15 protein-coding genes are annotated in these 14,042 nt (G+C 43.3%); 2 read left to right on the top strand and 13 right to left on the bottom strand.

All coding sequences use genetic code 11. The features are described from left to right. Positions 1-15: 15 nt before the first annotated feature. The 10 genes from RWS24_RS03600 to RWS24_RS03645 form a co-directional block, all read right to left on the bottom strand. Positions 16-507: an NAD(P)H-dependent oxidoreductase gene (locus RWS24_RS03600; RefSeq protein WP_314365475.1), complete on the bottom strand. Its 492-nt coding sequence runs from the start codon at positions 505-507 to the stop codon at positions 16-18. 74 nt (positions 508-581) lie between these two features. Continuing rightward, on the bottom strand, positions 582-1,301 hold the full coding sequence (budA, locus tag RWS24_RS03605) for an acetolactate decarboxylase (protein WP_314365476.1): 720 nt from the start codon (positions 1,299-1,301) through the stop codon (positions 582-584). 149 nt (positions 1,302-1,450) lie between these two features. Then, positions 1,451-2,680 carry a tetratricopeptide repeat protein gene (locus RWS24_RS03610; RefSeq protein ID WP_314365478.1) on the bottom strand — a complete coding sequence of 410 codons (1,230 nt, stop codon included), beginning with the start codon at positions 2,678-2,680 and terminating at the stop codon, positions 1,451-1,453. Next, positions 2,667-3,845, bottom strand: coding sequence for an AI-2E family transporter (locus tag RWS24_RS03615; protein WP_314365480.1), 1,179 nt, complete (start codon positions 3,843-3,845; stop codon positions 2,667-2,669). Before RWS24_RS03615 ends, RWS24_RS03610 begins: the two co-directional genes overlap by 14 nt. Positions 3,846-4,014: 169 nt before the next feature. Continuing rightward, the gene (locus tag RWS24_RS03620; RefSeq protein ID WP_048774436.1) at positions 4,015-5,388 is read right to left on the bottom strand and encodes a cell wall metabolism sensor histidine kinase WalK; all 1,374 of its coding nucleotides are present in this window, start codon (positions 5,386-5,388) and stop codon (positions 4,015-4,017) included. Continuing rightward, complete coding sequence (locus RWS24_RS03625; RefSeq protein ID WP_268686529.1) at positions 5,385-6,041, bottom strand: response regulator transcription factor; 657 nt, start codon at positions 6,039-6,041, stop codon at positions 5,385-5,387. Before RWS24_RS03625 ends, RWS24_RS03620 begins: the two co-directional genes overlap by 4 nt. A gap of 21 nt (positions 6,042-6,062) precedes the next feature. Beyond that, positions 6,063-7,280, bottom strand: coding sequence for an ABC transporter permease (locus RWS24_RS03630; protein ID WP_314365488.1), 1,218 nt, complete (start codon positions 7,278-7,280; stop codon positions 6,063-6,065). Between the two features lie 12 nt (positions 7,281-7,292). Then, positions 7,293-7,967, bottom strand: a complete 675-nt coding sequence (locus tag RWS24_RS03635; RefSeq protein WP_314365490.1) for an ABC transporter ATP-binding protein — start codon at positions 7,965-7,967, stop codon at positions 7,293-7,295. Continuing rightward, the gene (locus RWS24_RS03640) at positions 7,954-9,219 is read right to left on the bottom strand and encodes an efflux RND transporter periplasmic adaptor subunit (RefSeq protein ID WP_314365492.1); all 1,266 of its coding nucleotides are present in this window, start codon (positions 9,217-9,219) and stop codon (positions 7,954-7,956) included. The genes RWS24_RS03635 and RWS24_RS03640 overlap by 14 nt, the downstream gene beginning before the upstream one ends. Before the next feature lie 28 nt (positions 9,220-9,247). Beyond that, entirely contained in the window at positions 9,248-9,520 is a 273-nt protein-coding gene (locus tag RWS24_RS03645; RefSeq protein WP_002895853.1) for a hypothetical protein, read from the bottom strand. 241 nt (positions 9,521-9,761) lie between these two features. Here RWS24_RS03645 and RWS24_RS03650 point away from each other — a divergent pair, with 241 nt between their 5' ends. Continuing rightward, on the top strand, positions 9,762-10,772 hold the full coding sequence (locus tag RWS24_RS03650) for a lactonase family protein (RefSeq protein ID WP_314365495.1): 1,011 nt from the start codon (positions 9,762-9,764) through the stop codon (positions 10,770-10,772). A 68-nt stretch (positions 10,773-10,840) separates the two neighbouring features. Beyond that, positions 10,841-11,026 carry a hypothetical protein gene (locus tag RWS24_RS03655; protein ID WP_125332215.1) on the top strand — a complete coding sequence of 62 codons (186 nt, stop codon included), beginning with the start codon at positions 10,841-10,843 and terminating at the stop codon, positions 11,024-11,026. A 52-nt stretch (positions 11,027-11,078) separates the two neighbouring features. Here the strand turns inward: RWS24_RS03655 and mgtE are convergent, their stop codons facing one another. The 3 genes from mgtE to eno form a co-directional block, all read right to left on the bottom strand. Beyond that, positions 11,079-12,419 (bottom strand): magnesium transporter, encoded by a 1,341-nt coding sequence (gene mgtE / locus RWS24_RS03660; protein ID WP_314365498.1) that lies wholly within the window; start codon positions 12,417-12,419, stop codon positions 11,079-11,081. A 59-nt stretch (positions 12,420-12,478) separates the two neighbouring features. Next, positions 12,479-13,096, bottom strand: a complete 618-nt coding sequence (locus RWS24_RS03665) for an HAD-IA family hydrolase (protein ID WP_314365502.1) — start codon at positions 13,094-13,096, stop codon at positions 12,479-12,481. A gap of 68 nt (positions 13,097-13,164) precedes the next feature. Next, positions 13,165-14,042 (bottom strand): surface-displayed alpha-enolase (gene eno, locus RWS24_RS03670; protein WP_314365501.1); only part of this gene is annotated, 878 nt, incomplete at its 5' end.

Consider the following 14,042-nt stretch of genomic DNA (forward strand, 5'->3'; position numbering starts at 1 on the left):
CGAATCTTCTAACTTTTAACCTTCTGATAAAACCTTATCTAATTTTTCCTGCAGGGCTTCTAATTCCCAACCTTCGATTTCTTTTAGCTTATGATTGGTCACTGCCAGCCCCTCATATTTGAGTCCGCAGTTCCGGCAAAAGCGGTTCATGACGTAGTCCAGCATTTCAATTTCTTTGCTGGGCTGAGAACCTTGCAAGAGCAAGAATACCTTTTTGCCCTTAAGTGCTTCCTGCGGCTCATGCACATCAGCTACTCGGTCCAACAGAGTTTTTAGCAGACCCGAGAAAGACCACCAATAAATAGGACTGGTAAACACCAGTACATCGGCTTGGCTCAGCTGCTCATAGACTTGAAAGAACTGATCGTTTTCTGCTGACTGGCCATATTGCTCAATGTGGTAGTCCACTAACTGAAGGGCCTCATAATCTCTATCTCGCAGAAAAAAGTGCCCCAGCTTAAAACTATTGCCATTCCTATTTGGGCTGGCGTTTACCAAATAAATCATAGCTTCACTTCTCCTCTATTCTTTTTCCAATTATATCAAAAAAGAGGGCAGCAAACAATGCTAGCCCCTGCTATTTATTCCGACTTTTCCATATCTTCTTTCATCTCATCCATATTAAATTTAGCAAAGAGATACTTGCGATCCTGAACTGGAAAACGCTGATCCAGCTGGTCTACAGCGCCCAACTCGACGACACCTTCCTTGATGACAAAGTCCATGACATGACCGCCAAAAGTCAAATCATCCGATACAAAATGCAGATGATAGCCTGCCAGACTGACCCCGTGGAAAATCTCAGGCGTCCAGATACCAACGATGGTTCCAGTGATATTTTCCTTACAGTACTCAGGCTGATTGACCGCTACTTCTGCAAACTTCCGCTCCGTTGTAGACTTGGGAATCATCCGAACATGCATGCGGGCGAAATCACCATGAATCTTGATAGAGCGGAAAAGATTTTCCCCATCATAGTAAGACTCAATCCGCTTCTCTAGCTCCTTGTCATCCATCTCAAAACGCTGACGGAAAATGACCTCCGCCTGATGAGGAACCACTGCCGCGTAAGGTACTGTCATATCTGGTGACACCTCAACCACTTCTGGCACTTCTCCAGATCCCTTTGCCTGATAAGCCTTACCATTGAGAACAATGAGCTCGCCATCAATAGAGTCCAGCGTTCCCAAGCCCAAATTTCCATACTGCAGCAGCTCTCCAACAGTCATACTGCCGTCGTAAAGACCAGCCATCAAAGCTCCCAAAGTATTATATTGAAATAATTTGATTGGTTCTGCCATTCTTTTTCCTTAATCTTTCTCTTCTTATAAATACTATTGCCCATCCAGCTAAGTTTTTTCCATCTTTATTACATTGGCTTACTGAATTTCAACGCCAATCATTATACCATAAATCGCGGGAAATGGCTGAATGAGTGCTTCTTCAGCTCTTATAAGCTTTCATAAAGCTCCTGCATACTAGCATCATCAGGTACTAATCTCAGGTAAGAAGCAGCAGCCCTTTTAGCTTCTTCAAATCGGCCTAGTTCTCGCAAAAGATAGACATACTGCTCTAGAAACTCTGGATTATCTTGCAGTTCACGAGCCAGTTGATTATAGAGCTCCTCTGCTTTTTCCAGATTTTCCAAAGCCTGATAAGCACGCGCCAGATTCCAGCGGGTCAAAGCATTATCAACTTCTTGCTCTGCAAATTCTAAAATATCCTCATAGCGCTCCTGTTCCAAGTAAAGAGTGGTCAGCCGCAAGACAATCTCTTCCATATCATCCGCATCTTCCTGAGCCTGCAAGAGATAATGTTCAGCCGCTTTCTCATCATGAAGTTCATAAGAAAGCTGTGAGGCTAGGAGCAAGAGCCGAGTCTCAAAAGGATTCTTAGCCAAGCCCTGCTGGGCGAGCGTCAGGGCTTCAGCCGTCCGATGCTCTCCATGAAGAGACAGGGCAAAGCCGTACTCGTAGCCCTCAAAATTCGGCGATAGAGTATCTAACTGCTTGAAATAGAGATTGGCCTTTTGGTATTCTTCCTGGTCTGCTAAAATAGTCGCCAGTTCATAAACTGTGGCATCATCATACTCCAGCTCAACTGCTTTCTCCAAAAACTCAATGGCCGCTGCAAATTTTCCAAGACTGGCATAGCAGACCCCAATCCGCTGATAGGTTGAGACACCTGTCTGCTCAAAGATTGAGCGATTGTCTAGCTGGGCGTATTCCTTAATCGCCTGAGAAAAATCCCCCAACTCCAAATCTATCTCAGCCAGACCAAAGGTTACTAAAGCCTCATCAGTCAGCTCTGCTGCCTGAGCTAATTTTTCACGAGCCACATCAGGAAGCCCCTCTAGCTGATAGAGGTCAGCCTTAGCCAAGAGAGCAGCGACATACCAGTCACTGCTTGGCTGAATCTCCTCCAGATAGGCAAAAGCCTGCTCCAAGTCCCCATCGTCACTGGCAATAGCTGCCAGACTGATATAAGAAGCTGGATAGTCAGGAGCCAACTTTTCAAAAATACGCTTGGCCTGAGGGAAAAAGCCGATACTCTCTAAGTAATCGGCCAAATCCAATAATTCTTCTTCGCTGTCTGTAGTCAGGGCTTGCTCGAAATAGCGGTCAGCCAGAGCTAGGTCCTGCTCCTGTAAAGCTGCCATCATTTGCTCACTCTTGCTCACTGATTTCTCCTTCTTGTTCAAAATCGGCTTCGTAAAGTCCACTTACTTTCTGATACCACTTAAAGATGGCCGCAATGGCTACCTTGGCCGAAGCGTAGGCAGGAATTCCCAGGAAAACGCCCCAAATCCCAAACATAGTACCAGAAGTCAATAATACGAATAAAATCGTAATCGGATGAATGCTGAGCTGACTGCCCAAGACCAGAGGAGACACAAAACGTCCCTCAATAGTCTGCTCAATGATGAAAACGACAATGACTTTAGCCAACATCACCGGACCGCCAGCAATCAAACCGATTGCCAGAGCCGGAAGCATGGCCAAAAAGCTGCCCAGATAAGGTACCAGATTGAGAACGCCGGCAATTACTCCAAGAGTGACACCATAGCGCAGACCAATAATCTTAAAGAAAACGATAAACATCAGAGCTACAATGATAGCGACCGTCACCTGACCTCGCACATAGTTAGCCAGCTGGCTGTTGATATCCGTCATCACTTGACCAAAAGATTCTCGGAATTTAGTCGGCAGAAACTGGGTCACATAGCCTTTCAGATTTTTCCCGTCTCTCAGCAGGTAAAAAAGGATAAACGGCATGATGATAATAGCCACGACAATCTGCGAAGTTGTACTGATTAAGTTCCCCGCCCAATTGACTGCCCGCGATGAAAAATTGCTGGCCCAATCGGTAATCTGGCTAGACAGATTGCTAGTGTATTCCTCAATCTGCGGCTTGAAATCTGCCGAAATATACTTAGTCACGACATCATCGATGAACTTGTCAGCCTGCTTCAGATAAGCCGGAACATTTCTGACAAAGGCCATGACCTGATGCTGCAAGCTAGGAATAGCAACAGCCAAGCCCCAGATAATCAAAAAAGCAATTAAAACAAAGACAATGGTAATAGCAACCAGTCGATTAATCTTGTGCTTTTCCATCCAATCGACAATGGGATTTAACAGATAATAAAGCAGGCCAGCTAAAATAACCGGCAGCATGATTACTCCCAAAAATTCAATGACTGGGTTAAAAATAAAACTGATTTTACTAAGTATAAAAATATTCAGTCCCATCAAAAGGGTCACTAGAAATACTGTAATGGCCTTGTTATCCAAAAACCATTTAAAAAACCAAGATAGGCTAAAATCTTTTTCTTTGTGCTCCATATTCTCCTCCTTTGACTCGTCATTTCATTGTAACATTTTTCAGAGAAAAATTCTCTGCTCAGCTATAGGGAAAAGCAAAAAAGAGAGGAGCCAGAAGACTTGTATTTTTCGCAAAATACAGCTTCTGACTTCTCTCTTCGGCTTCTGCAGGACCGGCTAGAATGCAAGACTATTTTTCAACAGCCGGCAGAGAAATGCTAAAGCGCATCTTCCGCCCATCAACGGCTTCAAACTGATATCGCAGACCATGCTTGTCCAAAATTTGCTGAACGATAAAGAGTCCCAGACCAGTTCCGCCATCCTTGCGATTGCGGCTGTAGTCTGGTCGGTAGAAAGGCTGAAAAATCTGCTGGATTTGGTCTTTGTTTAAGACTCGTTCTGCTTCATTTTCGATGACTAGCTTACGCTCTTCCAGCCTAAGTAGAATCTGTCCACCTTCTACTGTATAATGAAAGGCATTGTCCAGAAGATTCTTGATAGCCTTGAGCAGATAGGTGCGGTTACCCTTAACCTTCGCTTCTGCCAGCTCAACCTGAAAATGGTAGTGTCTGACATCTGCTAAAACTCGATAGGTGCTCAGATTTTCCTCCAAGACCTGCTTGAGTGAAAAGACTTCCTGTTCAGTTTCAGTCTTCATCTCCAGTTTAGAAATGGCTAAGATAGACTGGACTAACTCCGACTGCTCTTCTAGAATTTCTCGGCACTTCTGCAAGTACTTGTCTCGATCCTTGAACTCTCCTACTCCATAGATCATGCCATCAACCATCCCCATCATGCTGGTAATGGGTGTCTTGAGCTCATGCGATGTCATCCGCAAAAACTCAGCCTTTTCCCGCTCGCTTTCTGCTACCTTTTCATTTTCTAGGCGCAGAGCCTCAATACTGGTCAGTAGATTAGCATAGAGATGATTGATGTCTTGGGCCAGTTCAGCAATCTCATCACGCCCCTTGACCTGACAGGTCACATCTGGAGCCAGACTCGTCATTTGACGGGTGCTCTTAGAGATAGCTTTGATCCGCTGACTGGAAGTCCGGCTATAGAGATAGGCAGCCAGACCACCTAGACTCAGAGACACAAGCAAGACAAATGGATAGAGATTGAGCAAAATCCGACTAGCATCAGAAACCGGCTGTAAGGAATATTCCCCTCTCAGGACAACTTCTTTACCATCTGAAGTTCGAAAGCTTTCTGATAAACTCTTACTCTCATAGTCACTGTTGGCAATCGTTGGAACGATGGTCAGCTGCAGAGAACTTTCATCTCCTGCCTCAAGAGAGGGATAGAGAATAGTATTGTCTTTCGCCAGCAAGGTAAACCAAATCAGATTGCTCTTTTTACTATAATCACTCAACAGCTCGCCGATTTGCTGACTGGACTTTCCCTTGACTTGCTTGGAAACTTGGTCAAATTCTCTCTGAGCTTCTCCGCTCTTAACCTGCTGATAATACACCGGCATGGCAAAGTAAAGACTGGCCAGAACGATAGTCACCACCACGAAAATGATGGACGAGGTCAAGAGAAAGTTCTTTTTGACAATTTTCACTTGTCTTCTCCTCCAAGCTGATAACCCATACCCGTAATGGTTTTCAGAGGCACACCCGGAATCTTTTTACGGATATTCTTGATATGATTATCCAGTACCCGACTATCCAGCTCGCTGTAGCCCCAAATGGTATTCATCAGCTGATCACGGGTCACCAAGTGGCCCTTCCTCTTAGCCAGAGCTTGCAAGATTTCATATTCTTTCTTGGTCAGAGGCATCTTTTCGCCCTGCCAGTAAACCGTGCAGTCATCAATAGAGACCGTCAGGTCGCCAACAGCAATCTCTGAAGCAACTGTATTTCTGCGCAGAATATTCTCAATCCGTTTGACCAAGATTAGCGGTGAAAAAGGCTTGGTTACATAATCACTGATGAGATGGTTAAAGCTGACCAGCTGGGTATACTCGTCATCAAGTGCTGTTAAAATCATGACCGGAATCTGAGAAGTCTTGCGGATTTCCTTCAGTACTTCCAGACCGCTCTTGGTCGGCAGCATCATATCTAAGATGACCAGATCAAAGGGTTCTTCTTCAAAAGCCTGCAAGGCATCGCCTCCGTCAAATACTGGCCTCACCTCATACTGACTTTCCTTTAAAAACTCGCAAATCACTTGATTAATCGTCGTATCATCTTCCACCACTAAAATCTTGTGCATACTTAGATGTTTCTCCTTTACCTATTCAAATCGCAGGGCCTCGATTGGATCCAGCTTGGATGCTTTCACAGCTGGCAGGAGCCCAAATACTACTCCTATTATACAACAAAAGAGCAAACTTACAAAGACAGAAAAGAGGGATAGAATATACGGATATGCTAGAGACTGGGTGATGGCAAAGCCAGAGGCGATACCAGCCACCACGCCAATAATTCCTCCCATCAAGGTTAGGATGACTGCCTCTATCAGGAACTGCTTGAGAATGATCTTCCGTCGAGCTCCCAGAGCCTTTTTAATTCCGATTTCACGAGTCCGCTCTGTCACTGAAACCAGCATGATATTCATAACACCGATACCTCCGACTAGGAGAGAGATGCTGGCAATACCTGCTAGCAAGACGAAGTTAGACTTATTGAGATTATCCAGCTGCCGTTCAAATTCCTGCAGGTTGAGCACACCAAACATATAGTCCGACGGTGACATTTGCTGATTGAGATAATCACTGACCTTCTTGGCCACCTTCTTCAAATCATCTGCCTTGTGGGTTTGGACAGTCACTTCAGGACTGACATTAATGGTATCAAAAATCCGATGCCACTGCTGCAGGGGAATATAGGCCACCTTTTCCGCACCAGCTGTTAGGCCACTCTGCTCAGTTGACTCAAATACGCCAATAACCTTAAAGGGATTGCCCAAGACTTCCACATATTTGCCAATGCCATCCCCCTTTGGGAAAAGACTATCATAAAGGGACTTTTCCAGATAGGTCACCTGCTCTTGATTTTTAAAGGCTTCTGAGTCAAATCCTTCACCTTCTAGCAGGCGTTGCTGCTTGATGTCAGCGGCTGTCTGCGAAACCGCCTGAATCTTCCCAGATGACTTTTGGCTCAGGTAGTAAATCTTCTCATCTGTACCATAGGTCAGCAGAGCATTCTTGACCCCAGAGATTTCCTTAATCTTACTCAAAACATCCTCTCCCATAAAGGGAATATAAGAAGGCTTCTGGGCTTGAGATTTCTCTGGAATGGTTGGATCGATGGCGCTTTTCTTGTCATAGACGACCTTGATTGTGTTATTGTTGCCGCCGATGAGCTGACGCTTGGTATTTTCCGTATTTCCCTCAATGATGGAAAAGATAGCAATGATAGCACCTATCCCGATGATAATCCCCAACATGGTCAGCATAGAGCGCATTTTATGCGACAAGATTGAATTCAGAGCTACAAAAATATCTTCCATACAGCTTCCTTTCTATCCTATCGCTTTGCTCTCTATATTACCGTCCCGCAGGATAACCGTCTGCTTGCAGAGTTGGGCTACTTCCGGCTCATGGGTAATGATGACAATAGTCTTGCCCTCATCATTAAACTGCTTGAAAAGGTCCATAATCTGCACACTGGTCTTGGTATCCAGAGCCCCCGTTGGTTCGTCACCAAGGATGAAGCTGGGATTGGTTACCAAGGCTCGTGCAATAGCTACCCGCTGCTTTTGACCACCGGACAGCTCCATAGGCTTGAAATCACTTCTTTCTTCCAGTCCGACCAATCGCAACATTTCCAGAGCCCGCTCCCGTCTCTCTTTTTTAGGAATTTTCATGTAAGTCAGAGGCAGTTCCACATTTTGGCAGGCCGTTAGCTTGGGCATGAGGTTAAAATTTTGAAAAACAAAGCCAATTTTCTGATTGCGCAAATCGGACAGCTGATTGTCAGACAGCTCAGACACATCGGTTCCTTCGATATGATAAGTCCCTGAACTTGCCTTATCCAGACAGCCGATAATGTTCATCAGAGTGGACTTACCTGATCCAGACGGTCCCATGATAGCCAGAAAATCCCCCTCTTTCACATGCAGATCAATTCCTTTTAAAATTGAGAATTCCTGACTGCCCTGCTGATAAGATTTGTGGATATCCTTAAGCTTTAACATGCTGTCCTACCTCCATCCCTTCTTCCATACCTGCTCTCGGGGTTGAAATGGTATCCTGCATAGTCAAACCTTCTGTAATCTCTACCAAACGGTCAGACACTTTCTTGGTCTTGACTTCATGCATTTTCAGAGTCTTACCCTCTACCTTCCAGACATAGGTCTTGCCATTTTTATTGAAAGTATATGCCTTATTGACAACTACCTTTCCTGCCTCGGGAGCATTCTCCACGATATTGACATAGGAATGGGAGCCCACTAGCGGCATTTCACCACCTTGATCCAGCTCAACAGTATAAGGATACTTACCTTGGTTTGGGTTTTCCTGTTGCTTATTCCCACCATTATTATTGGAAGTATTTTCTGCTGTCAGACTGCCGACCTGAGTTACCGTACCACTCCAGCGTTTCTTAGGATCCTTGCGATCCACCACTTCCACTTTCTGGCCGACACTCAGCTTCTCACGGTCAAATTCACTGACAGTACCTTTAATCAGAGTTTTGGACTTGTCCATAATCTCAATAAAGTTTTCTTCTTCCTTTTTGGCCTTGGACTGATTGGGCAAATCTTCATTCATAACGGTAATTGTTCCTGCTGTATCTGCAGTCACAGTATCATACTTCATTCGATCTGATTCTGTCTGAGCTGTCACCTGAGCCTTTTCAGCCTCAATCTGAGCTGTCGTTACTTCATTATCCGCCGTCTTGGCATCGCTCAGCGCCTGAGCCAGCTCGTCTTCAGCTGACTTAATCTGCTCCAGCAGTGACTCATCCTGACTGGAATTGTATTTGTCTTTGAGAGCATTGAGACTGGCCAACTTGCGATTATAAGTTTCCCATTTAATCGCAGCGCTGTTTTGAGCGGCTGTGATGCCATTAGCCTTGGACTGGGCATCATATTGAGCCGACTGGGCTGTCAATTGCTGCTCTGTCGCATAGGAAAAGAGTGGCTGCCCTTGTGTAACGGTATCACCATTTTTGACAAATACTTCCTTGACTTCCCCTTTAGAAGGGTCAATTTTGACCTTACTGCTATTGTTGGCAACTACTTCCCCAGATAAAACCAGGCTTGTTTTTTTACTGTTGTTGACAGCTTCTTGGACCGTCAGCGAATCAATCGTCTTATCTGCCATTTTCATGGCCTGTTGTTGATTGATCTGTCTAAAATACAGATAGCCTCCCAGTCCAGCACAAGCGAGAATGACCGTGCTGCCCAATAGAATGGTCTTACGATTCATTTTTTTTCTTCGAAACATATTGCCTCCAACCTACATGTTTTAATCTTTATTCAGCTTCTGAGCTAGATCCTGATCCATCTTCTGGAATTTCTTCACCATCTGCTGGGATTTGGATAACATTTCCATCAGGCATTGTGTATTCTGTCACTTCTTTGCCATCGACTGTCTTGGTCTTCTTATCAACAGCATCCTTTTGGAAGTCTACTTGTTTCCCGTCCTTAATTTCTGAGTTATCTGCTTCTTTATTTCCGCATGCGGCTAAAAAGAATCCTGACATTCCGATAAGGGCAACGAGCATAGCAATTTTTTTAACGTTCATTTGATTTCTCCTTTGTTTAGCAAGCAGGAATTTTGTTGCTTCCTGACAGTAATTGTTTTTTTGAACAATTCTATTCTAACAAAGCCATCTATCCCCTTCCTACCCGCTATCTGTTTTTTATCTGTTTTTTAAAACCAATACTATTCTTTTGAAAATCAGACAAATCCTCCGCTCTAAGACCTATCATCTGCTTTTATGATATAATAGTAGCAAGCAATCTAAATACATACGAGGTAATGGAATGACACAAACAGTTTACTTTGGAACCTATACTCGCAGAGATTCCAAGGGAATTTACAAGGCAGATTTTAACTCTACCAAGGGAGCGCTAGAAAACTTGACCTTGATCGCTGAAGAGCCTAGTCCAACCTACCTAGCCTTTGATAAGGCTGGACATCTCTATTCTGTCGGGGCAAAGGACGGACAGGGGGGAATTGCAGCCTTTGACAAGGCAGGTCAGCTCCTCAACCATGTCGTTGAAGAAGGAGCTCCGCTTTGCTATGTGGCAGTTGACGAAGAGCGTGACTTGGTTTACGGTGCCAATTATCATAAGGGACAAGTCTTGGTCTACAGACAACTGGCTGATGGAAGACTGGAACTGGCTGACTCAGCTAGCCATCAAGGTCAAGGACCACACGCCAACCAAACCTCTGCCCATGTCCACTATGCTGACCTTACACCAGATCAATACCTGATCACCTGCGACTTGGGAACTGATGAAGTCACCACCTATGATGTTGCTGAAGATGGAAAGATTGCTCCTCTGAACACCTACAAGTGTGCCGCTGGAGCTGGTGCCCGTCATATCGTTTTCCACCATCATTACAAAATCGCCTATTTGATTTGTGAGCTTAATTCTACTATTGAAGTCCTGATTTACGATGGAGTCGGCCATTTTGAACACCTGCAAACTGTCTCCACCTTACCAGAGGACTTTGAAGGAGCCAATGGAACAGCTGCTATCCGCCTGTCTGCTGATGGCAAGTTTCTCTACGGTTCCAACCGCGGCCATGACTCTCTTGCCGTTTACAAAATCTTAGCTGACGGCAGTTTGGACTTAATCCAGATTGTACCTACCAATGGAAAAAATCCACGAGATTTCAACATCACACCGGATCAAAACCATATCATCGCTGTCCATCAAGACTCTGATAATGCAACTATTTTCAAACGCGATGCAGAGAGCGGAAAATTAACTGAAATCTCCCATGATTTCTACGTTCCCGAAGCTGTTTGTGTGACCTTTAAATAAACCGATTTCTTGTTTTTCTATGAGAAATGTGATTAAATAGTATAAAAAATTACCAAGGAGCAACATCTATGAATTCAGTAGATTTATTTAACCAAGTAAAAGAAATGATTGAAAAGAAAGACTTTGATGGTGCCAAAAAATTTATTGAAGAAAACAAAGACAAACTCGGTGAATACCTTGATCAAGCTAAAAAACTAGTAGCTGGAAATGAAATGGCTAGCGGCGCGATTGATAAAATTAAAGGTTTGTTCTAAGTAAACATAACAAAAACGCTTGAAAAATCAAGCGTTTTTTGTGTTCTCTTTTTTATATAATCAATGGCAAGAAAACCTGTGCTAAGCCTAGAAAAGCTAGATAACCCAATACATCTGTTGCCGTGGTAATGAAAATGGTCGAAGCTAGAGCTGGATCCTGATTCAGTGTCTTGATAATCAGCGGTACAAAGTAACCAAATAGAGCACCACATGCTAGATTGATCATCATTGCCAATACCACAATAACAGACAGATAGAAATTTTGATAGAAGACAAACATGACAATCGCTGCAATCAAGCCAGTAAAGAAACCATTAACCAAAGCTAGCACGATTTCTTTAAATACTAAATACCGATCTTCTTTCAGATCTAGTTTGCCCAAGGCAATCCCCTGGATAACCAAAGCAAGTGTCTGAGAGGCAGAATTTCCGCCCATTCCCGTGATAATAGGACTAATCGCTGCTAATGCTACAACTTTTGAAATCGTATCATCAAAAAGTGCTACTGTCGCAGAAGCCAGAAAGGCTGTCACTAGGTTAATCATTAACCAAGGTAAGCGTTTCTTGAGTGATTCTTTGAAAGGTCCTCCAATTTCTTCACTTTCTTGGACACCACCCATCCGCAAGATATCTTCTTGGTACTCTTCTTGCAAAACATCGACGATATCGTCAATTGTGATGATTCCTAGCAATACCTGCCGATGATTGACGACCGGTACGACAGATAAATTATATTTGGCAGAAAGCTGGGCTACCTCTTCTTGGTCAACCTCTGGCGTCACAGTCACTAACTGAGTGTTCATAAATTCGCTGAGTTTCATCTCCGCATCATGAATAAACAAATCACGGATATCAATCCAGCCAACTAGCGAATGATGCACATTTCTAATAAATAAGGTATCAATAACTTCTGTATTGGGCGAAATTTCTCTCAATTTATTGAGAGTTGCTGAGACGGTCAGATTTTCATTTAAGGTAATGAATTCTTTCGTCATCAGACCACCAGCTGTCTGAGGATCGTAAGCCAACATAGCTTTCAAATTCTCTTGACTGGCATTTTTCATCATACTTAAGTATTGCTTACGCAAGTCAACACTCAAGTAACCCAAAATATCTACCACATCATCATCTGGCATAAGATAAAAAAGAGTGCTGGTACGTTTGAAAGAAATCGATTGGATAATCTGTCGTTGCAACTCCGGCTCGGCTTCTTTTAAAATCTCTACCAATTGATCATCACTAGCCATTTCCGTAAAGGTTTTGAGGAGATTTCCTTCCTCATCCTCCAAGGCCTCCAAAGAAAGAGCAATATCAATGGGATAGTAATCGTCAAATATCTGATTAAAAACTTCCCTATCCTGTGATAGTAAGACCTGATTTAATAATTCTTCCATTGTGCTCCTCCTTCCACTTTGCTAGTATACCATAAAAGACTGATTTTTATACAAGAAAGCTATAAAATCTTTAGTAAATCACTCACTTTTTCAACCATGTAGTCACAAGGAAACGCAGGGTTCTCTTGATTATGTTTTCCTAAACCTTGTCGAATCCAGATTGTTGTCATTCCTAGCTTTTTAGCAGGAATCATATCATTGTCAATACGATCTCCAACGTAAATAGCTTCCTGTGGAGAAATACCTGTTTTTTCCAAAGCGTATTCAAAAATAGCTAGATCAGGTTTACTGAATCCAACATCAGCAGAACCTACAACTACTCCAAAATAAGAGCCTAGTTCAAATCGTTCTAAACGCTCTGCTAGATTTTCTTGCTGATTGGCAATGATGCCGAAGCGATAAGATTTGCTCAATTCTCCCAAAACAGTTGCTACATCTTGAAAGAGAATATCTGTTGTATGATCCCATTTGGGATGTGAAAGAGCACTCGGTGCAAAGAAAGTCCATGTCTTCTTAACAGGATCTTTATTTTCCTTAGCAAAAGCTATCATTTTAGCCTCAAATTCCTCAAGAGATAAAGTATGCCCAGCCTCACACAGAACTTCTAAGCAATGCTCTAGGAAAAGATGATAAATCTCCCTCTCATCAATTAGGGTGGTTCCTAAATCAAAAAATATTCATTGTTATATCTTTACACATCAAAAAAGCTAGGACTAAGTCCTAGCTCCTCTTATATCTTGGTAGATTATTTTTTCAAGTTATAGAAAGCTTGAAGACCTTTATATTGAGCAACTTCCCCAAGTTGATCTTCGATACGAAGCAATTGGTTGTATTTAGCAATACGGTCTGTACGTGAAAGTGAACCAGTCTTGATTTGGCCTGCGTTAGTTGCAACTGCGATGTCAGCGATTGTTGAATCTTCAGTTTCACCTGAACGGTGTGATACAACGGCAGTGTAACCAGCTTCTTTAGCCATTTCGATAGCGTCGAATGTTTCAGTAAGAGTACCGATTTGGTTAACTTTGATAAGGATTGAGTTAGCAGCACCTTCTTGGATACCACGTGCAAGGTAGTCAGTGTTTGTTACGAAGAAGTCGTCACCAACAAGTTGTACTTTCTTACCAAGACGTTCAGTAAGAGCTTTCCAACCATCCCAGTCGTTTTCATCCATACCATCTTCGATAGTGATGATTGGGTATTTGTTAACCAATTCTTCAAGGTAGTCGATTTGTTCTGCAGATGTACGAACAGCAGCGCCTTCACCTTCAAATTTAGTGTAGTCGTATACTTTACGTTCTTTATCGTAGAATTCTGATGATGCACAGTCAAATCCGATAAATACGTCTTTACCTGGAACATAACCAGCAGCTTCGATAGCAGCAAGGATAGTTTCAACACCGTCTTCAGTTCCTTCGAAACGAGGAGCGAATCCACCTTCGTCACCTACGGCAGTTTCCAAACCACGTGATTTAAGGATTTTCTTAAGAGCGTGGAAGATTTCAGCACCGTAACGAAGAGCTTCTTTAAATGTTGGAGCACCAACTGGCAAGATCATGAACTCTTGGAATGCGATTGGAGCATCTGAGTGAGATCCACCATTGATGATGTTCATCATTGGAGTTG

The sequence above is a fragment of the uncultured Streptococcus sp. genome (assembly GCF_963528215.1).
In the GTDB taxonomy this organism is placed as follows: domain Bacteria; phylum Bacillota; class Bacilli; order Lactobacillales; family Streptococcaceae; genus Streptococcus.